Origin of the sequence: Vibrio sp. MA40-2, from assembly GCF_047302445.1 — a bacterium.
Classification (GTDB): domain Bacteria; phylum Pseudomonadota; class Gammaproteobacteria; order Enterobacterales; family Vibrionaceae; genus Vibrio.
This window is the reverse complement of the sequence record NZ_CP178628.1, coordinates 923,338-949,113: the sequence shown is the minus strand read 5'-3', so window position 1 is coordinate 949,113 and position 25,776 is coordinate 923,338. Positions and strand designations below refer to the sequence as shown.

Here is a 25,776-nt window from a genome sequence, read left to right as displayed (position 1 = left end):
CCTCTCTACTTTTCCACCTTGGCTAAGGTTACAAGATGTCTCTCACCTTCTAGCTCAGGAACATTCAACGTTGTGACGTTGATCACATTACACCACTTTGGTAACTGTTCAATCTCAGCTTCAGAAAGTATGCCTTTTAACGCAAGAAATTGTCCTGTATCTGATTTAGGCAAATGATGACACCATTCCACCATATCACTCAAAGACGCAAATGCTCGACTTAAAACCGTATCAAATTTATCTTCAGGCTGAAATTCTTCAACTCGACTTTGAACTGTGATGACATTTTTTATCCCCAATTCGTGTACCACTTGCTTTATAAAGCGAATACGCTTGCCTAAACTATCCAGAAGAAAAAATGTTTTATCTGGATTCATAATAGCCAAAGGTATTCCAGGTAAGCCAGGACCCGTACCCACGTCAATCAGTCGGTCACCATGTAAATATGGGCTGACAACTATACTATCAAGAATGTGTTTAACTAGCATATCCTTTGGGTTACGAACAGAGGTTAAATTATAAGACTTATTCCATTTATCTAACATTTTAACGTAACCTACAAGCTGATCTTGTTGCTGAGTATTAACAACAAGATCGGTTTTGTTAATAAGATCGTTTAGTCTTTCTTTCAATAAATCCAATTATTCATCCCCTTTTTTGAGCAAACCTTGCTTTTTTAAATAAACAAGCAAAATAGAAACAGCGGCAGGGGTAATACCAGAAATACGAGATGCAATACCGATCGATTCAGGCTTCGCTTCATTGAGTTTTGCTACAACTTCATTAGAAAGTCCTTGTACTTGTTGATAATCAAGATCAACAGGTAACTTGGTATTTTCATGGCGCGATGACTTTTCTATTTCGTCTTTTTGACGTTGGATATACCCTTCATATTTAACTTGGATTTCCACTTGTTCAGCAGCTTGAACATCTTGTAAAGGGGGTTCAAACAGTGCAAGTTCAGTCAGTTGTTTATAGGTAACTTCCGGTCGACGTAGTAGATCCTCACCACTTGCTTCTCGTACTAAAGGTGTTTTCAATATGGTATTAAGTTGCTCTATCCCATCTGTATTCGGATTAACCCATATATCTTTTAAACGCTGGCGCTCTTTTTCCAAATTGTCGACTTTTTGATTGAAGTGTGCCCAACGCTCGTCATCAACTAAGCCTAATTCTCGTCCTTTTTCTGTAAGACGTAGGTCGGCATTATCTTCTCGAAGTAATAGGCGGTATTCCGCACGCGAAGTAAACATCCGATACGGTTCTTTTGTACCCATGGTTGATAAATCATCAATAAGTACACCCATATAGGCTTCATCACGACGTGGATTCCACCCTTCTTTGTCTTGAGTAAATAGACTTGCGTTTAATCCAGCCATTAACCCTTGAGCTGCAGCTTCTTCATAACCGGTTGTACCGTTAATTTGACCAGCAAAGAAAAGACCTTTGATAAATTTATTTTCATAGGTTTGTTTAAGATCTCTTGGATCGAAAAAATCATACTCTATTGCGTAACCTGGTCGAACAATATGAGCGTTTTCAAAACCTTTCATTGATCGAACTATTTTGACTTGAACATCAAAAGGTAAACTGGTTGAAATTCCGTTAGGGTAGAGTTCTGTTGAGTTAAGTCCTTCAGGCTCGATAAAAATCTGATGGCTATTTTTATCAGCAAAACGCATAACTTTATCTTCAATAGATGGACAGTAACGTGGACCTATTCCTTCAATAACACCTGCATACATAGGGCTTCGATCTAAATTAGCTCGAATGACATCGTGAGTACTTTCATTGGTGTGAGTGATATAGCAAGGTATTTGCCTAGGGTGTTGGGCTCGATTTCCTAAAAATGAGAATACAGGAGTAGGATTATCACCATGTTGAACTTCTAATATCGATAGATCGACACTATTAACATCAATACGAGGTGGAGTACCTGTTTTTAAACGATCAACTCGCAATGGTAATTCACGTAATCGATCGGCAAGCGCGATTGAAGGAGGATCGCCTGCACGACCTCCTGAAGAGCTTTCCATTCCTATATGGATCTTTCCACCAAGAAATGTACCAACGGTCAATACAACCGCTTTAGCGTGGATTTTAAGCCCCATCTGGGTAACCACTCCCACCACTTGATCATTTTCAACAATTAGATCATCAGCTGCTTGTTGAAATAAAGTTAAATTGGGAGTGTTTTCTAATTTATTTTTGATTGCTGTTTTATAAAGAGCTCTATCGGCTTGCGCTCTAGTTGCTCTTACAGCAGGTCCTTTAGAAGCATTAAGTGTTCTAAATTGAATTCCAGCTTGATCAATGGCTTGAGCCATTGCTCCACCTAAGGCGTCCACTTCTTTCACTAAGTGTCCCTTACCTATACCACCAATTGCAGGGTTACAAGACATTTGGCCTAAAGTGTCAATGTTATGGGTCAATAATAATGTTTTTATACCTGTTCTTGCTGAGGCTAATGCGGCTTCCGTTCCAGCGTGTCCTCCACCAATTACAATGACATCAAATTTTTCGTGATAAAGCATGGAATGACCTTAAGGTATTTCTAATTAGAACATGAATGAAAAAAGGAGCGCTATTCTACCTTTTTTGTTGTAAGTAGAAAATCTATTTAACACTATTTTAAGCTGAGTTATTTATATGAATATATATAAGGATCTATATAGAGATCTTTTTATTGGATCTATTATTAAGTAAGCATGATCTTGTGGGTAAGCGTAAAATGATCAATAAGATCATGGTGTTTTGTATGATCACTTCTTGTGATCTTGCTTGGATCTAAGCGAGGATTAGCTGGGATCTAAATTGCTACTTATCAACAAATGAACACGAGTAAAAAAGTTATTATTTGGATAACTATAGCTTAATCACTGGATTTAACTATAGTTATCCACAAAATAACTTTTTCGTGAAAGAATAATTTTGATTAAACATGAGGATAACTTATCCACAAGAATGAATAAATGATAATGGATAACCTAATAATATGCTGTAGCACCGATTAATTCTTTAGGTGATCCATGTGTTCTTTTAACCATTCTTCTGCTGAATCTTCAGGGATCTGTTGCTGTAAAATATCAATCATAAAACAGTCGGTAATTGGGGCCGCGCCTATATCTTCCAATAGATTGAAAGCATGTTTACCCGCCGCACAAAAGGTATCATAGCTAGAATCTCCTATTGCGATAACTGCGTATTTAACCTCACTCATTTTAGGGGGCGTGGATAATAGGCTGTTGATAAAAGGTTGGATATTATCAGGATAGTCACCTGATCCATGTGTCGATGTGACGATTAACCATGTTCCTTTGTTTGGAATACTTTCTAAAGTAGGGCTATTGTGGATCGTTGTACCCATACCGTTTTTTTGTAAGATATCACTCAGGTGATCACCAACGTATTCAGCGCCACCTAATGTGCTGCCGGTTATAATGTGGATCATTAGCTTATTTTCCTTTTATTATATTTCTATCCGCTAGTATTCAATGAAGATAATAATGATTCAATGCTATTTTTAAGTATATGCTCTCAAATACAGGATTAAATCAAAGTTAGGAATGACAAATGATTTCTGCTGTTAATATTGGAGTTGCTTACCCCTAGCTTTAAAAAAAACGGTCATTAACCCAGATAGGGCTTATGACCGTTAAAAATGATAGTGAGTACTTACCGTTTATTATTGTAAATTAGTAGAGTTCAGGTTATTTACCGATACAGAATGAGGAAAAAATTCTTCCTAGTAGGTCATCAGAACTAAATTCTCCGGTAATTTCATTAAGATATTGTTGAGATATCCTTAATTCTTCAGCGAGGAGTTCGCCTGCCATGAAACCTTCTAGTTGCTGCTGACCAATGTAAAGGTGTTCTGCTGCTTTGTTTAATGCTTCTAAATGGCGTCTTCTGGCCATAAATCCACCTTCGTTACTTCCGGTAAACCCCATACACTCTTTCAAATGGCTTTTTAAAGCCTCGACCCCTTCACCAGTCTTGGCTGATAAGCGAATAAGTGTAGGATCGTTCACATGGCAAATACCAAGACTTTCACTTGTTTTATCGGCCTTATTGCGGATCACGGTCATTCCTATATTACTGGGTAATCGATCTATAAAGTCAGGCCAAATTTCTTTTGGATCGGTGGCATCTGTGGTTGTGCCATCGACCATAAATAAAACTCGATCGGCTTGAGATATTTCTTCCCACGCTCGATTAATACCAATTCTTTCTACTTCATCAGAAGCCTCTCTAAGGCCTGCTGTATCAATGATGTGGATTGGCATTCCATCGATATGAATATGCTCTCGTAATACATCGCGTGTTGTGCCTGCAATATCGGTAACTATGGCAGATTCTTTTCCTGACAGTGCATTGAGAAGACTTGATTTCCCCGCATTTGGTCGGCCAGCTATAACCACTTTCATGCCTTCACGCATTATTGAACCTTGGTTCGCTTCTACTCTTACCGCTTCTAAGTTATCTATAATATTTTGTAAGTCAGTACTTACTTTACCATCTGCAAGAAAATCGATTTCTTCTTCAGGAAAGTCTATGGCTGCTTCAACATAAATTCGCAGATAGATTAATGAATCCACCAACGTTTTTATTTTGTTAGAAAATTGGCCTTGTAATGATTGTAAAGCGGAACGTGCTGCCTCTTCTGAACTTGCATCAATAAGATCAGCTATCGCTTCTGCTTGCGTAAGATCCATTTTATCGTTCATAAATGCACGTTCAGAGAATTCACCAGGACGTGCAGGACGAAGATCGTCAATTTGTAAAATACGCTTAATTAGCATATCCATAACCACAGGGCCACCATGACCTTGTAGCTCTAATACATCTTCACCAGTAAATGAGTGTGGATTAGGGAAATACAGAGCAATACCTTGGTCTAATTCTGTACCATCCTCTGATTTAAAGGCGATATATTCTGCATATCGGGGTTTAAGTTGTTTACCTGTTATTGCTTCAGCAACTACCGATGCTTTAGGCCCTGATACTCTAATAATACCAACACCACCACGTCCAGGTGCAGTCGCTTGAGCGACAATTGTATCTTTAATCATCTTATTATTACCCAATTGATTATACCAACCCCATTAAATAACAGGTCAGTGAAAGCAATGTATTTTGTCACTGACGTAATCGAATGGATTGTAATCAGCTAAAACTAAAAAGGCGACCTTTAGGCCGCCTTTCTTAGTATTTATTTACTGTCACTTAGAATGTAAGCCTTTCTTTTCCAGATTCTTATAAATAATAGTTTGCTGGATAAGCGTAACGACATTGGAAACCAACCAGTAAAGAACAAGGCCTGATGGGAAGAACAGGAAGAAACCTGTAAACATAATCGGCATAAATGTCATGATCTTCTGCTGCATTGGATCCGTAACGGTTGTTGGGCTCATTTTTTGGATCATGAACATACTTGCACCCATCAAAATAGGCAGGATGTAGTATGGGTCTTGAGCTGATAGGTCCGTTATCCATAAGAAAAATGGCGAATGACGAAGCTCAACCGATTCCATTAATGACCAGTACAATGCAATAAATATTGGCATTTGTAGGAAAATAGGTAAACAACCACCAAGTGGGTTTACTTTTTCTTTCTTATACAATTCCATCATTTCTTGGCTCATACGTTGGCGATCGTCACCAATACGTTCACGCATAGCTGCAAGCTTAGGTTGGAGCATGCGCATTTTAGCCATAGAGGTATATTGTGCTTTCGTTAATGGGTACATGGCACCACGAACAACGAAAGTTAGAATCATAATAGATAGACCCCAGTTAACCACAACACTTTGAATCATTGACAGTAACCAATGAAGCGGTTTAGCAATAAACCACAACCAGCCATAGTCAACAACAAGATCAAGACTTGGTGCAACCGCTGCCATTTCTTTTTGTAGTTTAGGTCCAATCCAAAGGGTAGCTTCTAGCTGAACATTATCACCACTCGCTACGGTTTTGTTTGGCATACGAACACCAATATCACCTAAGTTACCAATCACGCGAGTATACAAGTTTGAACCAGGCGCTTCACGTGGTACCCATGCACTTGCAAAATAGTGCTGAAGCATGGCGGCGTAACCTTGCCCATCTGTTAAGTTGATAGAAAGATTACGATCTTGCATATCATCAAAACTGTATTTTTTGTAGCGAGTATCTTGGCTAGAGTATGCGCCACCACGATATGTTGGCATAGTTAAACTGCCACCATCATCCATTACATTTTGACGTAAGTGAGCATACATACCAACGGTCGCATTATTACCTGATTGGTTATCAATATCGTAAGTTACATCGATATCGTAATGTCCACGTTTCAATACGAATGTCTTAACGTAGTCGATACCATTAGCAGAGTATGATAGTGGTACACGAATTTCGTCTTGGCCATCCACCAGAGTGAATGAATCAGCTGTAGTAGAGTAGCTTGGACGACTGGAACTACTTAAATCAATTCCTTGCGGACCAACTAAACCACTTTGTGCAATGTAAGTATGATCAACATCATTTTTAAGAAGTACGAATCGTTCTTCTGAATCTTCTTCTTTCGCATATTGATTTAATTGCGCAGAAACAACATCACCACCAAAGGTATCAATTGACAGAGTTAAGACGTCAGTTGTTACTGTAATTAGTTTTGCTGATTGTCCTTGGCCCGGGGTAGGATCAAGCTCATTAGCAATTGATGGTGCTGGTAGAGTACCGTTATTTTGTTCTTGTTCTACTTGCTGTGGAGCTTGTGGGTTCTTTTCAACTTGCCATTGTTGAAACAACAAAAAAGAAACCAGTGCCAAAGCGATAAGCAGAATATTACGTTGAGAATCCATCGTTATTTGTCTCTGTCTTTATCTTGGTTCGGTGGAACGGGGTCGAAACCCCCTTCATTCAAAGGGTGGCATTTTAATAGACGTTTGCCAGATAACCAACAACCTTTTACAAATCCGTGCATTTTTAATGCTTCTATCGCATAAGTAGAGCACGTTGGTGTAAAACGGCAACGCGGGCCTATAAGTGGGCTGATAACCCACTTATATATATAAATTAAGCCAATAGCTACCCACGTGAAGGGCGAGAAAGCCGATGCCATAACTTATCTAATAATTTAAACATTTCTTCATTACTCAGGTTTTGAGCACTCTTTTTTGCTATTACAACAAAATCTTTATTGGGTAGCTGATGTTGTTTATGGCGAAAACTCTCTCTAGTTAGACGTTTAAAGCGATTACGACCAACAGCGGTTTTAATTTGTTTTTTCGGAACAGCTAAACCTAGACGAGGGTGTGGAAGAGTATTTTTACGAGCAATAATAGTGAAATGAGGGGAGCCTGCACTGTGTGCTTGCTGGAATACATTTTTATAATGTTCGGGAGTTAGCAGACGTAACTCCCGATAGAACGCGTACGAATTCAAAATAATCGCGAATTATTTTGAAAGGCGCGCACGGCCTTTAGCACGACGTGCATTTATTGTTTTACGACCGTTCTTAGTTGCCATGCGAGCACGGAAACCGTGAGAGCGCTTACGCTTAAGAACTGAAGGTTGAAAAGTGCGTTTCATGTTTATACCTTTACTGATCAGTAGTTTATAGGTTCTTGTTAAACCCGGCGTGGGAATATATATCCGACGCCTCTCAACAAAGAGGCGGAATTGTAATCACTGACTATCAAAGAGTCAATAACTGTTCGGTTTTAAAAACCATTTTATTCCGGTCGACGGATTATACGTAGTGTGGAGCAAAGCTCAAGGATCTTTATTGGATCCCGACATTTTTTAAAAACTTTTGTAATCTACTATCTTGTGGATTAGTAAATATATCTTGTGGAGAACCTTGTTCAACGATATTACCTTCGGCCATGAATATGACTCTATCTGCTACTTCTCTAGCAAACTGCATCTCATGAGTCACAACTAACATGGTCTGCTGTTGAGCGGCGAGTTGTTTCATTACACTGAGTACTTCACCTACCCATTCAGGATCGAGGGCGGAAGTGGGTTCGTCGAATAACAATAGTTCAGGTTGCAAAGCCATTGCTCTACCTATACCGACTCTTTGTTGCTGTCCACCAGATAAAGCCGCAGGGTAGCTTTCTGCTTTGTCTGCTAAACCTATGCTGTCAAGAATTTGTAGTGAACGTATATAAGCTTGTTCTTTTTTCCATCCTCGAACCGTAATTAATCCTTCTGCTATATTTTGTTTTGCCGTTAAATGGGCAAAAAGCGCATAGTTTTGAAAAACAAAGGCTGTTTTTTTACGCAGCGCTAATACTTCTGCTTTAGTCTGTTTTTCTACATTAACAGAAATATTATCAATGGTGATTTGTCCGACATCAGCGGTTTCTAAAAAATTTATGCATCTAAGTAGTGTGGATTTTCCGGTACCACTTGCGCCAATAATAACAATGATTTCGCCTTGCTTAATTTCTAAACTAATTCCAGAAAGTACGGATGTTTCAGCAAAGCTTTTATGAATATTATCTAATTTTATCATCGTTGGTACGCCTTATTGAGTTTAAACTCTGCCCAAATTTGTACGCGTGTTAAGACAATAACAACTACCCAATAGATAAGAGCGACAGCAAGAAACGCTTCAAAAAATTTAAAACTTGAAGCCGCTTCCATTTGTGCTTTGGCCATTATCTCTGCAACGCCTAAAGTAAAAGCAAGTGAAGTCGATTTGATCATATCGATAAAGTAGTTCATTAAAGAAGGCAAAGCGACCCGAGCGGCTTGAGGCAGAATGATTCTTCTCATCGCTTGGTTGGTTGTCATGCCGACGGATAAACTTGCTTCCATTTGACTTCTATCTATACCAATAATGGCGGCTCGAATGCTTTCTGCCATGTAAGCGGAAAAGTGCAGTGTTAAGCCTATAATAGAAGCAGAAAACGCATCAATACCTATTAAGATAGGGAATATTTGCGGTAATCCATAATAGAGTAGAAACAGCTGCACAAGCAGAGGTGTTCCACGAAAGAAGCTAATGTATAGCTGACTTAATTGATCCAGTACAGGAATGGAAAAAACCCGAATATTAGCAATAATAATAGAAAGGATTAAAGAGAAAAATAATCCCCATATTGCCATCTCCATTGTGGTACCTAAGTACTTAAGCAGTATAGGTAGAAGTTCGAGCATATAATTGAAATCAAAAGGCATTAGCTTTTCCTACGCGGAAGTATTAGTTATCTAGTTGTTATTTTTTAGTTATATCTGAACCGAACCATTTCACAGATATTTTTTCAAGTGTGCCGTCTGTTCTCATCGCACTTAATGTTTGGTTTACTTCTGCTTTCAGGGTGTTGCCTTTTTCGTTTTTAACAAAAGGCCACGCATTTTCTATTGTTTCAAACGGTTGACCTGCAAGTTGTAAAGGTAATCCAGTTTTTTTGATTACTTCTAAGATAGAAAGTCTATCCATTACAAATGCATCAGCACGTCCTAGGGCGACATCATGCTCGATACCAGTATCGTAGGTTTTAATGTTAATTTTGTTTTCTTTATCGTAATCACGTAAAATTTGCTCGAAGTTAGAGCCAAGGTTTACTGCAACTGTTTTCCCCTCTAAATCGTCCACGCTTTGAATATCATCTCTTCCTTTACGCACTGCTAGTTGTGCACCATCAATTACATAAGGGTCGGCAAATTGATATTTTGCTTTGCGAACATCAGTAATGGTGATTTGGTTTGAGATAGTATCAATTCTATTGGTTTCTAAAAGACCAAATAGACCAGAAAAGTTTGAAGTAACATACTCAACTTTGTAGTCATTTCTACGACCAATTTCATCCCATAAATCCACTTCAAATCCTTGCAACTTATCTTGTTTTACAAAAGTGAATGGAAAATAGCGCCCTGACATACCCACTTTGACGTCGGTCGTAGCATAAGATACTTGAGCGAAAGATGTAGCTAGTGCTAAAAGTGTGAATAAGTTTCTAAACCAGTGTTTCATTCTGTTAAATCCTCTATGTTTGATAGAATGCATAGTACTGGCAAATAGGCTTATGTACATAATAACCAGATGTTATTAGAAATAACTAAGATTATTAGGTTTTTTATTTTGATCTCTGTGAATAGTGGGGATAACTAAAAAATATTTTATTTAATATATAGTTAGATAGACAATTATTTATAAGATCCTGTGGTTTTTAGGTATATAAAAAATAAAAATGTGAATAACTTAGATCTTATTCACTGGATCAGTGATCATTTACTGGCGATCTTGTTCTACAAGGAGTAAAATTGCCGTCCTTTTCCAAGTCATAAAAATAATCGTGGGGTAACAGTGTCATCTTCGCTATGGTTACAGTGTCTGCAACAATTACAAGAAGAGTTATCAGCGACAGAATTTAGTATGTGGTTAAGGCCGCTCGAAGCTGAATTGGATGATAATACGCTGACTCTATTTGCACCAAACCGATTTGTTTTAGATTGGGTACGCGATAGGTATCTAAATAGCATCAATCGTCTACTAAAAGAATTTTGTGGTAACGATATACCCAACCTTCGATTTGAAGTGGGTAGTAAACGTGTGTCTATTTCTTCAACTTCTTCAACGCCTGTTCCTACAAAAACAAAAGCCGATGTTGCAGCTGAATCTTCTGCACCAGCACAGCTTCAAGCTCGCCGATCGGTGCATAAAACTTGGGATGATGAATCTGAATTAGTTGAAATTAATCATCGTTCTAATGTTAACCATAAGCATAATTTTAATAATTTTGTTGAAGGTAAATCTAACCAATTAGGTTTAGCCGCGGCTCGTCAAGTGGCTGGCAATCCAGGTGCTGCTTATAATCCATTATTTTTATATGGTGGAACAGGCTTAGGTAAAACACACCTATTGCATGCAGTTGGTAATGCCATTGTAGAAAATAAGCCCAATGCAAAAGTAGTGTATATGCATTCTGAGCGTTTTGTGCAAGATATGGTTAAAGCTTTGCAAAACAACGCGATTGAAGAATTTAAACGTTACTACCGTAGCGTGGATGCTTTGCTTATTGATGATATTCAGTTCTTTGCTAATAAAGAGCGTTCCCAAGAAGAGTTTTTTCATACCTTTAATGCGCTTTTAGAAGGTAACCAGCAAATTATTTTGACATCCGATCGTTACCCTAAAGAGATTCATGGGGTAGAAGATCGTTTAAAATCACGTTTTGGTTGGGGGTTAACCGTTGCTATCGAACCTCCAGAATTAGAAACTCGTGTCGCCATACTAATGAAAAAAGCGGAAGACCATAAAATTCATTTAGCCGATGAAGTGGCATTCTTCATCGCTAAACGTTTACGTTCAAATGTGCGTGAATTAGAAGGGGCCCTTAACCGCGTTATTGCTAATGCTAATTTTACCGGTCGCCCAATTACCATTGATTTTGTTCGTGAAGCGTTAAGAGATCTACTTGCGTTACAAGAGAAGCTCGTCACTATTGATAATATTCAAAAAACAGTAGCAGAATATTATAAAATTAAAGTTGCCGATTTATTGTCTAAACGACGGTCACGTTCAGTGGCGAGACCACGTCAGCTAGCAATGGCACTAGCAAAAGAATTAACGAACCATAGCTTGCCAGAAATAGGTGATGCTTTTGGTGGTCGTGATCATACGACAGTATTGCACGCTTGTAGAAAAATAGAACAATTGCGTGAAGAGAGCCATGATATAAAAGAAGATTATTCGAATTTAATTCGAACGCTTTCTTCTTAATAGTACGGTAGGTCGAAAAGAGAACATTATGAAATTTACTATTGATCGCAACCACCTTATAAAGCCATTACAGCAAGTATCAGGAGCTTTAGGTGGGCGTCCTACATTACCAATTTTAGGTAACATACTTTTAAAAGTAGAAAATAATACCTTATCTATGACGGCGACTGATTTAGAAGTCGAACTGGTCGCCCGAATTGAACTTGAAGGTGAGTTTGAAGCTGGGAGTATTACGGTTCCGTCGCGTAAGTTTTTAGATATTTGGCGTGGGCTGCCTGATAATGCCATTATTACTGTTGTTTTAGATGGCGATCGGTTACAAATTCGTTCTGGGCGAAGTCGTTTTTCATTAGCAACCTTACCTGCTGCTGATTTCCCAAATATTGAAGATTGGCAGAGTGATGTTGAAATTACACTTTCACAAAATGAACTTCGTAAGCTTATAGAAAAAACTCAATTTTCAATGGCTAACCAAGATGTTAGATATTATCTCAATGGCATGTTATTTGAAATTGACAGTTCTACATTACGCTCTGTTGCCACCGATGGACACAGAATGGCAGTCTCTCAAACTGCTCTTGGTGCCGATTTCAATTCACAACAGGTTATTGTTCCACGTAAAGGGGTTCAAGAGTTAGTCCGCTTATTGGATGCACCAGAAAATGAAGTAACGTTGCAAATTGGCAAATCGAATATACGTGCAGAAGTAAATAACTTTATTTTTACCTCAAAATTGGTCGATGGTCGCTTTCCTGATTATCGACGAGTTATGCCGCAAAGTACCACTAAGACATTAGAAGCAGGTTGTGATGAACTTCGACAAGCTTTTTCTCGTGCGGCCATTTTATCCAATGAAAAATTTCGTGGAGTAAGAGTTAATTTATATAGCAGTGAAATGCGTATTACGGCTAATAATCCAGAACAAGAAGAAGCCGAAGAATTATTGGATGTTAACTTCGAAGGCGAAGATTTAGAGATAGGTTTTAACGTGAGTTATGTTTTGGATGTGTTAGGAACATTACGTTGTGAAAAGGTAAGGGTTTCTATGTCTGATGCAAATGCAAGTGCGTTAATTGAGAATGTCGACGATGACAGCGCTATGTATGTTGTTATGCCAATTCGGTTATAGTTGAAACGATAAATAGATGTCTTTAACCCGTTTAATGGTTCGACAATTTAGGAATATCGAAGCCTGTGATATTGACCTATCGGCAGGCTTCAATTTTATTATTGGTCCCAATGGTAGCGGGAAAACTAGCGTTCTTGAAGCGATATACATGCTTGGCCACGGTCGTTCTTTTAAGAGCTCGTTAACCGGCCGTGTGATTCAAAATGATAGGTCAGAATTATTTATTCATGGAAAGCTACGGAATGCAGATAATTTTGAACTTCCTGTTGGTTTAAACAAGCAGCGGGATGGTACAACAGAAGTTAAAATAGGCGGTCAAACAGGACAAAAGCTTGCACAACTGGCAAAAGTATTGCCATTGCAACTGATTCATCCTGAAGGGTTTGACTTATTAACGGAAGGCCCTAAACATCGTAGAGCGTTTATTGATTGGGGTGTGTTCCACACTGAATCAAGTTTTTATGATGCGTGGGGAAGATTAAAGCGTTTAGCCAAACAAAGAAATGCCCTGTTGAAATCGGCAAAAAGCTATAAAGAGTTGAGTTATTGGGATCAAGAACTAGCTCAACTTGCTGAAAATATTGATAGATGGCGAAATGCCTATATCGATGAGTTAAAATGTGCCGCAGAAGCGATTTGTCGAGGTTTTTTACCAGAATTTGATATCAAATTGACGTATTATCGTGGTTGGGAAAAAAATACTTCTTACGCTGACATTCTCGAAAAAAATTTCGAAAGAGATCAGCTGCTTGGATATACGTTTAGTGGTCCAAATAAAGCAGATTTAAAAATTAAAGTGAATAACACTCCAGTTGAAGATGTGTTATCACGTGGTCAGTTAAAATTGATGGTATGTGCATTACGTGTTGCACAAGGTCAACATTTAACCCAAGTAACAGGAAAGCAATGTCTCTATTTGATAGATGATTTTGCTTCTGAATTAGATAGCCAACGTCGAGCACGTTTAGCAACGTGTTTAAAACAGACGGGGGCACAAGTTTTTGTAAGTTCTATTACCGCCAGCCAACTCGAAGAAATGTACGACGAAAATGGCAGGATGTTTCATGTGGAACATGGCAAAATAGAGTGTATTGATAAGCGGGCTGATAGCCCTAATAGAGAGTAACTCATGGCAGAAAATTACGATTCATCGAGTATTAAAGTACTGAAAGGATTGGATGCTGTACGTAAGCGTCCTGGAATGTACATTGGCGACACGGATGACGGTACCGGTCTCCACCATATGGTTTTCGAAGTTGTTGATAACTCCATCGATGAAGCGTTGGCAGGGCATTGTAATGACATAATCATTACTATCCATGAGGATAACTCTGTTTCTGTTAGTGATGACGGTCGTGGTATTCCGACAGAAATTCACGAAGAAGAAGGGGTTTCTGCCGCTGAAGTTATCATGACAGTATTGCATGCTGGTGGTAAATTTGATGATAACTCCTATAAAGTTTCAGGTGGTTTGCATGGTGTAGGTGTTTCTGTGGTTAACGCCTTATCTAAGCAAGTGGATTTAACTATCTACCGCCAAGGTAAACAACACAAACAAACTTATTGTCATGGCGTGCCTCAATCGCCGCTTGCCGTTACTGGCGATACAGATAAAACGGGTACGGTGATTCGTTTTTGGCCGAGTGAAGAAACATTTACTAACGTTAAATTTCACTACGAAATTTTAGCTAAACGCTTGCGAGAGTTATCGTTCCTTAACTCAGGTGTTTCAATTAAACTGATTGATGAGCGTGAAGAAAATAAAATGGACCACTTCATGTATGAAGGTGGTACTAAAGCGTTTGTTGATTATCTAAATACCAATAAAACCCCAATTATTCAAAAAGTATTTCATTTCGATTTTGAACGTGAAGACGGCATTACCGTTGAAGTAGCAATGCAATGGAATGATGGTTACCAAGAAAATATTTTCTGTTATACCAACAATATTCCGCAAAAGGATGGTGGTACCCATTTAGCTGGTTTCCGTTCTGCATTAACTCGTACGCTGAATAGCTTCATGGATAAGGAAGGCTTCTCTAAAAAAGCCAAAACGGCGACATCTGGTGATGATGCTCGAGAAGGTTTGACTGCGGTAGTATCGGTTAAAGTTCCTGATCCTAAGTTCTCGAGTCAAACAAAAGATAAGTTGGTGTCTTCTGAAGTTAAATCAGCAGTGGAATCGGCTATGGGTGAAAAACTGTCTGAGTTCTTAATTGAGAACCCAGGTGAAGCCAAAATTGTTTGTGGTAAGATCATTGATGCGGCTCGTGCTCGTGATGCGGCTCGTAAAGCAAGAGAAATGACACGTCGTAAAGGTGCATTAGATCTCGCAGGTCTACCGGGTAAACTTGCTGATTGTCAGGAAAAAGATCCGGCTCTTTCTGAACTTTATATTGTGGAAGGGGACTCTGCTGGCGGTTCAGCCAAGCAGGGGCGTAACCGTAAAAACCAAGCAATATTACCACTTAAAGGTAAAATCCTTAACGTAGAAAAAGCACGTTTTGATAAAATGCTTTCTTCTCAAGAAGTCGCTACACTGATTACGGCTCTTGGTTGTGGTATTGGTCGTGACGAATATAATCCAGATAAATTGCGTTATCACAACATCATTATCATGACCGATGCCGATGTTGATGGTTCCCATATTCGTACGTTGCTGCTTACATTCTTCTACCGTCAAATGCCTGAGCTTATTGAGCGCGGTTATATTTATATCGCCCAACCACCTCTTTATAAAGTTAAGAAAGGTAAGCAAGAGCAGTACATTAAAGATGAAGATGCGATGGATCAGTACCAAGTCTCATTGGCTCTGGATAATGCAGAATTACACGTTAACAAAGACGCCCCCGCCATTGTTGGTGAATCGTTAGAGCAATTAGTACAGCAGTACAATGCTGGTATGAAGCTTGTTGATCGTATGACTCGTCGTTATCCTCGTGCTCTTGTACATGAATTGGTTTATGTTCCTCGCCTAACAGTGGAAATGAGTCAAGATGCAAGCCAAGTTGAAGCGTGGGGTAAACGTTTAGTTGAACAACTAAAAGAAAAAGAAACTGGCGCGAGTCAATATAGTCTTGAAGTAGAAAGACACGAAGAACTGAATGTTTCTTTGGCTAAAATAGTCATTCGTACACATGGCGTGACACATGAATATGTGATTGGTTTAGATCTATTAGAAACCAAAGAATACGCTAAATTGGCGTCTTTATCTGAAGCGTTAGAAGGGTTAATTGAAGTCGGTGCTTATATTAAGCGTGGTGAACGTACTTTAGAAGTAACCAGCTTTGCACAAGCTTTAGAGTGGTTGAAAAAAGAATCGCGTAGAGGTTTGAGCTTACAACGTTATAAAGGTCTAGGTGAGATGAACCCAGATCAACTTTGGGAAACAACCATGGATCCTGAAACCCGTCGTATGATGCAAGTTAAAATCGATGATGCAGTTGGAGCCGATCAACTATTTACTACCTTAATGGGTGATCAAGTTGAGCCTCGCCGTAACTTTATCGAAGATAATGCATTGAAAGTTGCTAACTTAGATGTGTAATTTTATTTGAGTGATAAAAAACACTGCTTTGGCAGTGTTTTTTTTTGCTGAAATTAAAAAAATTTTGCTTTTTCCCTTGAAACTCTCTTGATAGGACATATATCTAGTTATGAAAAGATGCCGTAAGGGTCTTTGTATCGCTCGTCCAATTTGGAGAGCAAATAAGTTAACAGAAAGATGAGATTAAGTATGTCCATTAGGAATACATAATCTAACACCTTAAATACCTTATAAAATTAGGATATTTAAGGCTATTGCTTAATTAAGAGGATAGAATTATGAGAACTGTAGATTTCACTCCACTATATCGCAACGCTATTGGCTTCGATCGTCTATTTGATTTAATGGAAGCTGGTACCACTAAAAATACTTCAAACGGTTACCCTCCTTATAATATTGAACAACAAGACGAAAACAAATATCGAATTACTATGGCGGTCGCTGGTTTTACCGAACAACAAATTGATATTACTCAAAAAGAGAATATGTTAATTGTTCATGGAGAGCGTAAACCAGAAGAAGATAAAAAATATGTTTATCAAGGTATCGCCGAGAGAGACTTTGAGCGTAAATTCCAATTGGCGGATTATGTCAAAGTTATCGGGGCTGCAATGGAAAATGGCTTGCTTCATGTGGACTTAGAACGCGAAATTCCTGAAGCGATGAAACCGCGTAAAATAGCGATTAACGGCAATCACCTTATTGAAAATAACTAATTAATAAGGTTTATATTGACTGTATCCTTACTTAGAGCGCCTATTGGCGCTCTTTTTAGATAAGTTACAAATATACTTTCATTAACTAAGTTGAATTTATTCTTGGTAAGCTTTCATTACTTCTTCTGCAATTATTTTAATACCATCACGTACACTTTTTTCATCTTGTACATAATTCATGCGTATGCACTGACGAGTGTGTGGCCAGTCCGTACAATCTTGACCAAAGAAAAAATATTCACCAGGGATAATTAATACGCCTCGGGCTTTAAGTCGCTCATAAAGCTCTTTTGAAGTAATGGGTAATTCATCAAACCAAAGCCATAAAAATATAGCGCCTTCTGGCTTATGTATTTTAAAACGTGGATCAGTGATGGCTTGTTGCAACAATTCAACAGCATGCTGAGCTTTTTGTTGATAAAAAGGTTTAATGATCATCTGGCTGAGCTGTAATAAATCTCCAGACTCAATCATGTGAGTACCTAAGGCAGGACCTATACCGCTTGGCGCTAAACTAATAATACCATTTATATTTGTCATCGCCTGAACGACTTCTTCTTTCGCAATCACGATACCGCAACGAACGCCAGGTAAGCCCAGTTTAGATAAGCTCATGCATAAAATAGTATTTTGATTCCAAAATGGTTTTACTTGTTCAAAAATAATATTTGGGAAAGGTGTTCCGTAAGCATTATCAATAATTAAAGGAATGTTATTCGCTTGAGCTAATTGGTCTAGTTTCTCAACTTCTTCATCAGTTAGTACATTTCCTGTTGGATTGGTTGGTCTTGACGCACATATTGCTGCGATGGAATCATCAACGGTAAGCTGTTCAAAATCAACATTGTATTTAAACATACCATTGTCGAGCTCGGTTATTTCTGGTCGATAAGATACAAACAGATCATCACTTAATCCTGAATCGCTATAGCCGATATACTCAGGTGCTAATGGTAATAAAATTTTCTTTTTAGAGCCATCAGGTTGCACGCCAGCTAAAAGATTGAACAGATAAAAAAACGCGCTTTGGCTACCATTGGTTAAACAGATATTTTTCTCGCTTACAGGCCAGCCGTAGGTATCACTAAGTAGGTTGGCTAAAGCTTTAACAAATGCGTCTTGCCCTTTAGGACCATCGTAGTTAGACATGGCTTCAATAAGCTTACCATTGTTGAGCATATCACTACTGGCTTGATGAAAATAATCGAGCATACTTGGAATGGCCGCCGGATTACCACCACCAAGCATAATAGCACCAGGAGTGCGAAGACCTTGGTTAAGATCTGCCATTAGTTGAGTGATACCAGAATGTCGATTAAACTTTTCACCAAAATTAGAAAACTGCATGATTTTTTCCTGCCAGTCGTATGTTATAAAAAAGCCCCGTTCAGATGAACGGGGCTTTAAGTTCAAAGGGATTGCCCCGTTATTTTTGTAAAAGCGAGATATCTGCGATTTGTAAAAATAGGTTACGTAGCTTATGGAGTAGCGTTAAGCGATTTTTCTTTAATGCTTCATCATCAGCCATAACCATAACAGAATCAAAGAAGGTATCTACTGGTTCGCGTAGATCAGCAAGCTTACTTAATACTGCTTGGTAATCTCCAGTCGCATAAGCTGGCTCTAATGCTTCAGTCATCACTTCTACGGTTTGAGCAAGCGCTATTTCAGCCTCTTCTTTTAATAATGAGAGATCGATATCGTCTGACAGCACGCCATCAAATTTAGCCAGAATATTACCAACACGCTTATTAGCCGCAGCTAATGATTCTGCTGCATCCAATTGACGGAAGTGTGAAACCGCTTTAACTCGTTGATCGAAATCATTTGGTTTAGTCGGACGACGAGCAAGTACCGCTTGAATGATATCTATGCTGAAGCCCTGATCTTGATACCAAGCACGAAAACGGCCAAGCATAAATTCAATCACATCTTGTTCAACATTTTCATTGGTTAACTTATCGCCAAATGATGCTTTTGATTGTGCAATGAGATCGACTAAATCTAGATTGTAACCATTTTCAACAATAATACGTAGTACACCTAAAGATGCTCTGCGTAACGCAAATGGGTCACTACCTTTTGGTGCTTTACCTATACCGAAAATACCGACGATGGTATCTAGCTTATCTGCCATAGCAACCGCAGATGATATGCCTGAACTAGGTAGTGTATCACCAGCAAAACGAGGCATATATTGTTCATTTAATGCGATAGCGACTTCTTCTGCTTCACCGTCGTGGCGAGCATAATGCATACCCATCACACCTTGAGTTTCAGTAAATTCAAATACCATTGATGTCATTAAGTCACATTTTGCTAATAGTGCTGCTCGAGTTGATTTATCTACATCAGCGCCAATCTTTTGTGCAATGTAACCAGCCAAGGTGGTAATACGATCAGTTTTATCTTTTATCGTTCCAAGTTGTTTTTGGAAAATGGCCGTTTCAAGTTCAGGCAGACGATCTATCAATGGGCGTTTACGGTCAGTGTTGAAGAAAAACTCGGCATCAGCAAGACGAGGACGAACTACTTTTTCATTACCTTCAATAACCTGAGTCGGATCTTTAGATTCGATGTTAGAAACAAAAATAAACTTAGGAAGGAGGTTGTTATCTTTGTCATACACAGGAAAGTATTTTTGGTCGCCTTTCATCGTATAAACTAAAGCTTCTGAAGGAACATTGAGAAACTCTTCTTCAAAAGATGCCGTGAGCACCACAGGCCATTCTACTAATGAAGTTACTTCTTCAAGTAGATCTTCTTCTATGTCAGCGATCCCACCGACAGCAAGGGCTGCTTTTTGTGCATCAGCAAGAATTATTGCTTTACGAGCATCATAATCCGCCATTACTTTACCACGTTGTTCCAGGATTTCTGGGTACTGGTTAGCGTTCTCTATGGTAAATTCGGCTTCACCCATAAAACGATGGCCACGAATAGTTCGTGCAGAAGCAACACCAAGAATTTCTCCTTGAATAAGTTCATCACCGAACAGCATGGTTAATGTTTTAACTGGGCGAATAAATTGTGTTTCTTTATCGCCCCAACGCATTGGTTTAGCAATAGGAAGGTTAGCTAATGCTTTGGCTGCAAGATCAACTACTAACTCTTGTACAGCTTGCCCTTTAACTTCTTGTTTGAAGAGAAGCCATTCACCTTTATCTGTTTTTAGTCGATCGGCTTGTTCAACGGTAATACCATTACCACGCGCCCAACCTTGTGCTGCTTTAGTTGGGTTACCATCGGCATCAAATGCGACAGAAATAGCTGGACCGCGTTTTTCAACAATCTTATCTTGTTGACTTTCGATTAAATCCGTTACTTTTAGAGCGAGCCGGCGAGGAGCTGCATACCACTTAATACCTTGGTGGGTAAGTGATGCCTCTTTAAGCTCTGATTCAAAGTTGGAAGCAAACGCTTCAGCCAATGTTTTAAGTTGCGTTGGTGGTAGTTCTTCTGTTCCAAGCTCAATTAGAAAATTCTTAGCCATGACTATTTCTCCTCATCCTTATTTTTACACATTGGGAAGCCTAGCGCTTCACGAGATGCGTAGTATGCTTCGGCAACCGATTTTGTTAGGTCGCGAATACGAAGGATATAGCGTTGGCGTTCTGTCACAGAAATAGCTTTACGTGCGTCAAGTAAGTTAAATGCATGGCCTGCTTTTAAAATGCGCTCGTAAGCAGGAAGTGAAAGTGGTGTTTCTAAGGCGAGCAGTTCTTTACATTCTTTTTCGCACTGATCAAAGAAAGTGAATAGGAAATCAATGTCAGCGTGTTCAAAGTTGTAAGTCGATTGTTCTACTTCATTTTGATGGAAAATATCACCGTAGGTGGTTCTACCCAATGGACCATCAGCCCAAACTAGATCATAAACAGAATCAACACCTTGGATATACATGGCAAGACGTTCAATACCGTAAGTGATTTCACCGGTAACCGGTTTACATTCTAAACCACCAACTTGTTGGAAGTAAGTAAATTGCGTTACTTCCATTCCATTTAGCCATACTTCCCAGCCAAGACCCCATGCACCAAGAGTTGGGTTCTCCCAGTTATCCTCAACAAAGCGGATATCATGAACCAATGGGTCAATTCCTAATACTTGTAAAGAACCAAGATAGAGCTCTTGGATATTATCTGGAGATGGTTTGATGATTACTTGGAATTGATAATAATGCTGAAGGCGATTTGGGTTTTCACCATAACGGCCATCTGTTGGACGGCGTGAAGGTTGAACGTAAGCAGTGGCAATTGGCTCTGGGCCAAGTGCTCTTAAGCACGTCATAGGGTGAGAAGTACCTGCACCCACTTCCATGTCTAGAGGTTGAACAATAGTACAACCTTGTGTAGCCCAATAATCCTGCAGCGCGAGGATCATACCTTGAAAGGTTTTGATATCGTATTTTTGCATAGTCAGGTTCGCGCGATTCTTCTGTCTGTTTAAGGGAAAAATAACGTCAAAGTATAACGACATATTACCGACGGGAGTAGGGCTAATCTTGTTTATTTATCCAACCTAGATAATAAATCTTACTTTTATTGATTTTTATTACACTTTTACTCGGAGTAAGGACGAGATAATGTGGCTTATTCGAGGCCTTTCTTAATTAAATACTCATAAGGCACTTGTTCTGTTTGAGCAGCGAGTAGTTGGTGATCCATAAAGCGACAAAAACTGGGGATATCTCGGGTGGTGGATGGATCGTCTGCTTTTATTAGTAGCACTTCACCATCTAACATAGCTCGCATTGTTTTTCTGACCATCATTACAGGTTCTGGACACCTTAATCCTTCTGCCTCAAGAGTTTGGTTAGCTATGGCTGTATTGATTATCATTGACGCTATCTCAGTTTATTTTTGAATGTTGATCATACTGTGAGGAAAAATAATTTCAATAAAAGCTTGGCAAACTCAACAAAGTTGGTTACATTTAATTAACAAATACGCAACATTATTCCGGTAATGTTTGTACTATTCCAATTTTTCTTGGGCTTCCCCGCTGAAAGGCGGGATTTTTTTGTCTGTAGAAAAATTTTGTCTAAGTTATTTATTATTTGAGTAGTAATATAAAGCATCGTTTTTTATCTGAGGCTGCGCAAATTGGAACTGGAAGATATTTATCGCCGTGATTTAAATTTGCTCGTTGCACTGCGTGTTTTAATAGAGGAACGAAGTGTTAGCAAAGCCGCGCTTAGGTTAAATTTAAGTCAATCTGCAATGAGCCGAGTCTTAGGTCGATTGAGATCATTGTTAAACGATCCGTTATTTACTCGTCAAGGACAGCAACTTCTCCCAACAGAAAAAGCGTTAGAAATTGATAAGGCGTTAGGAGAACCGTTAGAGTCTCTTCGTTCCCTTCTTTCCGACAAAGAATTTAACCCCAAGAGTTGCGTGCAATCTTTTTCTATTGCAACCACCGACTATGCTATGCAAACCATTTTACCTTTTGCGTTGCCTCGCCTTTATCAAGAAGCGCCTAATGTTTCGTTAAAGTTTTTACCTTTACAGCACGAACAACTGATGTATCAGTTAACCACTCAAGGGTCAGATTTAGCTATTTGTCGGCCAACTAGCGCAATCGAACCTTTACATAGTGAAGTTCTTGGCAGAGTAGGGGTATTTTGTATGTTATCCAAGATACATCCGTTAGCGAATAAAGAACTTACGTTACAAGATTATCTTTCTTATCCACATGCAATGATTGCTATCAGCGACGGTGTCAAAGCCTTAATAGATCAAGCCCTGCAAGACCAGCCAGAAAGAAAGACGATTATACGCGCTTATCATTTAGAAGCGGCTTTAGCCGTTATAGACACAATTCCTCTTATAATCACTGTGCCTGCAGATTTAGCGTATTTAGTGGCAGAAAGGCATGAATTAGTCATTAAGCCAATGCCTTTCGAATTTACGCCATTTGATTATTCGATGATTTGGCATCCTCGATGTGAACACTCACCGGCGCAAGAATGGTTGCGAAACTTGTTAAAAGAAGAGTGTGGTAAGTTAATTGCTAAGCGAGTAGAAGATTTAGGCTTGGAAGGGTAGTGCTAGATTAAGTGAACGCAATTTATTAACTGCGTCCACTTCATTGAAGGGCGATTTCTTGTAGACAATGGTTATTCGTGAGTTACATTTTATCCACAACTAACTGGTATTTATAACTTAATGACTACACGTCCGGTAACTTGCCCATTAGTAATATCTTCTGCGTATTGGATAGCCTCATTTAAATCTATTTCAGTACACGCTTGCTCAAAGTAGCTGGTTGGCAGTAATTCAGATAGTTTCTCCCAAGCTGCAATGCGTTTTTCTAATGGACATGAAACAGAATCTACACCTTGCAGACGCACATTACGTAGTATAAATGGCATTACTGTTGTTGGTAGGTCAAAGCCTCCTGCTAAGCCACATGCAGCGACAGCACTATTATAATCCATTTGTGCGAGTACTTTGGCGAGTATTTTACTTCCTACTGTGTCAACTGCCCCTGCCCAAATCTGTTTTTCTAGTGGGCGAGCTGGTTGTTCAAATTCTGATCGATCAATAATTCGACTAGCGCCTAATTGTTCAAGTAATGGGCCATTTTTTTCGACTCGACCCGTTACTGCTGCTACTTTATAACCTAACTGAGCAAGTAGCGTAACAGCTAAGGAACCAACGCCGCCACTAGCACCCGTGACTAGTACTTCACCGTCTGTAGGTTTTACATCTGCATCAAGAAGAGCTTGAACACAAAGCATTGCAGTAAAACCGGCGGTGCCAACCATCATAGCTTGCTTGCTATCCAGTCCTTTTGGTAGAGGAACTAGCCAATCTGCTTTCAATTTAGCTTTCTCTGCCATACCACCCCAATGGTTCTCACCAACACCCCAACCAGTAAGGACAACGTCATCGCCTTCTTTATAGCGAGCATCGTCGGAACTGATCACCTTACCAGCCATATCAATGCCAGGAACCATTGGGAAGTTGCGGATGATCTTGCCTTTACCTGTAATGGCTAAACCATCTTTGTAGTTGAGTGACGAATAATTAACGGCAACTAACACTTCTCCTTCTGGAAGTTGCGTTTCATCAATTTGCTCAATTGCTGCGAGCGTGCGTTTTTCTTCTTGGTTTAGAACTAAAGCATTGAACATGGTCATCTCCGTAAGGAATTAGCAGAAAGTCATAAATTTTAACGATTAAATCATGGCACGAATTGTATCGTTATCCAACTAATGAAAAAAATGAAAGTTTGTCATTTTTATTATGCATAATTTGCATGTTATAAGGTAAAGGATTACTCAAATTAGTACTTTGTTCTATCGCATGGCTTTACAACTCTTGTAGTAAGACGAAAATGAATAGGTTAAGGCAGTGATAAAACAGAGTAATGAAGATCGCTCTGTTTTGTAGAAGTCTTTTTAAACTAATATTTAATAAACACGATATTAATAAACTAAGGTTTAGCCATTATGATAAATCGTGTTTATTAATAATAGGTTAATCAACTCTTTCAAATATCGTTGCTATTCCTTGCCCTAGCCCTATGCACATTGTGGCTAAGCCAAATTGAGCGTCTTTCGCTTCCATAAGGTTTATTAGTGTGGTGGAAATTCGAGAACCAGAACAACCTAATGGATGACCAAGAGCGATAGCTCCACCATTGAGGTTGATTTTTTCATCCATCACTTCTACTAAACCTAAATCTTTTACGCAAGGGAGTGACTGTGCGGCAAAAGCTTCATTGAGTTCAATTACATCCATATCTTGTACTGAGAGGCCAGCTCGTTGTAGCGCTTTTTGCGTGGCAGGAACGGGCCCATAACCCATTATAGAAGGATCACAGCCAGAAACGGCCATCGAACGTATACGAGCACGAATCGGTAAGCCGAGCTGTTTGGCTTTATTTTCACTCATAATTAACATTGCTGATGCGCCATCAGATAAAGCTGATGATGTACCTGCGGTTACTGTGCCGTTAACCGGGTCAAAAACTGGTCGCAGTTGAGACAGACCTTGTTCGGTTGTTTCTGGACGAATAACTTCGTCGTAATCTAATTTAATCAATGAACCGTCATCGGTGTGACCTTCTGTTGCAAGAATTTCATTTTTAAAGCGCCCCTCGATAGTAGCAGCGTGCGCCCTAGCATGTGAGCGAGCGGCAAACTCATCCTGTTGTTGACGAGTTATACCGTGTAATTTAGCTAGCATCTCGGCAGTCAGACCCATCATACCTGCTGCTTTTGCTACATTTTTTGCTAAACCAGGATGAAAATCGACACCGTGGCTCATCGGTACATGTCCCATATGTTCTACACCACCAATTAAGCATATTTGTGCATCGCCCACCATAATGGCTCGCGAGGCATCATGAAGTGCTTGCATGGATGAACCACATAAACGATTTACCGTCACAGCACCAATTTGTTTCGGAAGATTGGCAAGCAAAGCCGCATTGCGAGCAATATTAAAACCTTGTTCTAAGGTTTGTTGAACACAGCCCCAATAAATATCTTCTATTTGATTCGGCTCAACAGAAGGGTTACGAGCAAGAATTCCTTTCATTAGGTGAGCAGACATATCTTCGGCTCTCACATGACGAAAAGCGCCACCTTTGGAACGGCCCATTGGTGTACGAAGACAATCAACAATAACAACATTATTCATTATTAGATTCC

23 protein-coding genes are annotated in these 25,776 nt (G+C 39.2%); 6 read left to right on the top strand and 17 right to left on the bottom strand.

The window, feature by feature from the left end; genetic code table 11:
• Positions 1-5: 5 nt before the first annotated feature.
• The 11 genes from rsmG to ACLKML_RS11920 all read right to left on the bottom strand — a co-directional run bounded on the left by rsmG (position 6) and on the right by ACLKML_RS11920 (position 9,970).
• Complete coding sequence (rsmG, locus tag ACLKML_RS11970) at positions 6-641, bottom strand: 16S rRNA (guanine(527)-N(7))-methyltransferase RsmG (protein ID WP_413285509.1); 636 nt, start codon at positions 639-641, stop codon at positions 6-8.
• The gene (mnmG, locus tag ACLKML_RS11965) at positions 642-2,534 is read right to left on the bottom strand and encodes a tRNA uridine-5-carboxymethylaminomethyl(34) synthesis enzyme MnmG (RefSeq protein ID WP_413285508.1); all 1,893 of its coding nucleotides are present in this window, start codon (positions 2,532-2,534) and stop codon (positions 642-644) included.
• A 476-nt stretch (positions 2,535-3,010) separates the two neighbouring features.
• Positions 3,011-3,451, bottom strand: coding sequence for an FMN-binding protein MioC (mioC, locus tag ACLKML_RS11960; protein ID WP_413285507.1), 441 nt, complete (start codon positions 3,449-3,451; stop codon positions 3,011-3,013).
• A gap of 259 nt (positions 3,452-3,710) precedes the next feature.
• A complete protein-coding gene (mnmE, locus tag ACLKML_RS11955) occupies positions 3,711-5,072 on the bottom strand; it encodes a tRNA uridine-5-carboxymethylaminomethyl(34) synthesis GTPase MnmE (protein ID WP_413285506.1) in 1,362 nt (453 codons plus the stop codon).
• 150 nt (positions 5,073-5,222) lie between these two features.
• Complete coding sequence (gene yidC / locus ACLKML_RS11950; protein WP_413285505.1) at positions 5,223-6,845, bottom strand: membrane protein insertase YidC; 1,623 nt, start codon at positions 6,843-6,845, stop codon at positions 5,223-5,225.
• Between the two features lie 2 nt (positions 6,846-6,847).
• Positions 6,848-7,105 (bottom strand): membrane protein insertion efficiency factor YidD, encoded by a 258-nt coding sequence (gene yidD / locus ACLKML_RS11945; protein ID WP_413285504.1) that lies wholly within the window; start codon positions 7,103-7,105, stop codon positions 6,848-6,850.
• A complete protein-coding gene (gene rnpA / locus ACLKML_RS11940; protein ID WP_317718125.1) occupies positions 7,072-7,428 on the bottom strand; it encodes a ribonuclease P protein component in 357 nt (118 codons plus the stop codon). The genes yidD and rnpA overlap by 34 nt, the downstream gene beginning before the upstream one ends.
• Before the next feature lie 12 nt (positions 7,429-7,440).
• A complete protein-coding gene (rpmH, locus tag ACLKML_RS11935) occupies positions 7,441-7,575 on the bottom strand; it encodes a 50S ribosomal protein L34 (RefSeq protein ID WP_272132512.1) in 135 nt (44 codons plus the stop codon).
• Between the two features lie 193 nt (positions 7,576-7,768).
• Positions 7,769-8,506 (bottom strand): amino acid ABC transporter ATP-binding protein, encoded by a 738-nt coding sequence (locus ACLKML_RS11930; protein ID WP_413285503.1) that lies wholly within the window; start codon positions 8,504-8,506, stop codon positions 7,769-7,771.
• Positions 8,503-9,174 (bottom strand): amino acid ABC transporter permease, encoded by a 672-nt coding sequence (locus ACLKML_RS11925; protein WP_413285502.1) that lies wholly within the window; start codon positions 9,172-9,174, stop codon positions 8,503-8,505. The genes ACLKML_RS11930 and ACLKML_RS11925 overlap by 4 nt, the downstream gene beginning before the upstream one ends.
• 37 nt (positions 9,175-9,211) lie before the next feature.
• Complete coding sequence (locus ACLKML_RS11920) at positions 9,212-9,970, bottom strand: amino acid ABC transporter substrate-binding protein (RefSeq protein WP_413285501.1); 759 nt, start codon at positions 9,968-9,970, stop codon at positions 9,212-9,214.
• 333 nt (positions 9,971-10,303) lie between these two features.
• Here ACLKML_RS11920 and dnaA point away from each other — a divergent pair, with 333 nt between their 5' ends.
• From dnaA to ACLKML_RS11895, 5 genes are all read left to right on the top strand, one after another.
• On the top strand, positions 10,304-11,719 hold the full coding sequence (dnaA, locus tag ACLKML_RS11915) for a chromosomal replication initiator protein DnaA (protein WP_413285500.1): 1,416 nt from the start codon (positions 10,304-10,306) through the stop codon (positions 11,717-11,719).
• Positions 11,720-11,747: 28 nt separating this feature from the next.
• Positions 11,748-12,848, top strand: a complete 1,101-nt coding sequence (gene dnaN / locus ACLKML_RS11910; protein ID WP_413285499.1) for a DNA polymerase III subunit beta — start codon at positions 11,748-11,750, stop codon at positions 12,846-12,848.
• Between the two features lie 16 nt (positions 12,849-12,864).
• A complete protein-coding gene (gene recF, locus ACLKML_RS11905; protein ID WP_413285498.1) occupies positions 12,865-13,974 on the top strand; it encodes a DNA replication/repair protein RecF in 1,110 nt (369 codons plus the stop codon).
• 3 nt (positions 13,975-13,977) lie between these two features.
• Positions 13,978-16,395, top strand: coding sequence for a DNA topoisomerase (ATP-hydrolyzing) subunit B (gyrB, locus tag ACLKML_RS11900; RefSeq protein WP_413285497.1), 2,418 nt, complete (start codon positions 13,978-13,980; stop codon positions 16,393-16,395).
• A 278-nt stretch (positions 16,396-16,673) separates the two neighbouring features.
• Positions 16,674-17,111, top strand: coding sequence for an Hsp20 family protein (locus ACLKML_RS11895; RefSeq protein WP_317718770.1), 438 nt, complete (start codon positions 16,674-16,676; stop codon positions 17,109-17,111).
• Positions 17,112-17,207: 96 nt separating this feature from the next.
• Here the strand turns inward: ACLKML_RS11895 and ACLKML_RS11890 are convergent, their stop codons facing one another.
• The 4 genes from ACLKML_RS11890 to tusA form a co-directional block, all read right to left on the bottom strand.
• The gene (locus ACLKML_RS11890) at positions 17,208-18,458 is read right to left on the bottom strand and encodes a valine--pyruvate transaminase (RefSeq protein ID WP_413285496.1); all 1,251 of its coding nucleotides are present in this window, start codon (positions 18,456-18,458) and stop codon (positions 17,208-17,210) included.
• Between the two features lie 79 nt (positions 18,459-18,537).
• Entirely contained in the window at positions 18,538-20,604 is a 2,067-nt protein-coding gene (glyS, locus tag ACLKML_RS11885) for a glycine--tRNA ligase subunit beta (protein WP_413285495.1), read from the bottom strand.
• Between the two features lie 2 nt (positions 20,605-20,606).
• The gene (gene glyQ / locus ACLKML_RS11880) at positions 20,607-21,527 is read right to left on the bottom strand and encodes a glycine--tRNA ligase subunit alpha (protein WP_413285494.1); all 921 of its coding nucleotides are present in this window, start codon (positions 21,525-21,527) and stop codon (positions 20,607-20,609) included.
• A 176-nt stretch (positions 21,528-21,703) separates the two neighbouring features.
• Positions 21,704-21,952 carry a sulfurtransferase TusA gene (gene tusA / locus ACLKML_RS11875; RefSeq protein WP_413285493.1) on the bottom strand — a complete coding sequence of 83 codons (249 nt, stop codon included), beginning with the start codon at positions 21,950-21,952 and terminating at the stop codon, positions 21,704-21,706.
• A gap of 264 nt (positions 21,953-22,216) precedes the next feature.
• Between tusA and ACLKML_RS11870 the strand changes: the two genes are divergently transcribed.
• On the top strand, positions 22,217-23,161 hold the full coding sequence (locus tag ACLKML_RS11870) for a LysR family transcriptional regulator (protein ID WP_317718765.1): 945 nt from the start codon (positions 22,217-22,219) through the stop codon (positions 23,159-23,161).
• Between the two features lie 110 nt (positions 23,162-23,271).
• Here ACLKML_RS11870 and ACLKML_RS11865 read toward each other — a convergent pair whose 3' ends face one another.
• Positions 23,272-24,252, bottom strand: a complete 981-nt coding sequence (locus tag ACLKML_RS11865) for an MDR family oxidoreductase (RefSeq protein ID WP_413285492.1) — start codon at positions 24,250-24,252, stop codon at positions 23,272-23,274.
• Between the two features lie 346 nt (positions 24,253-24,598).
• Entirely contained in the window at positions 24,599-25,765 is a 1,167-nt protein-coding gene (gene fadA, locus ACLKML_RS11860; protein WP_317718763.1) for an acetyl-CoA C-acyltransferase FadA, read from the bottom strand.
• Positions 25,766-25,776: the final 11 nt, after the last annotated feature.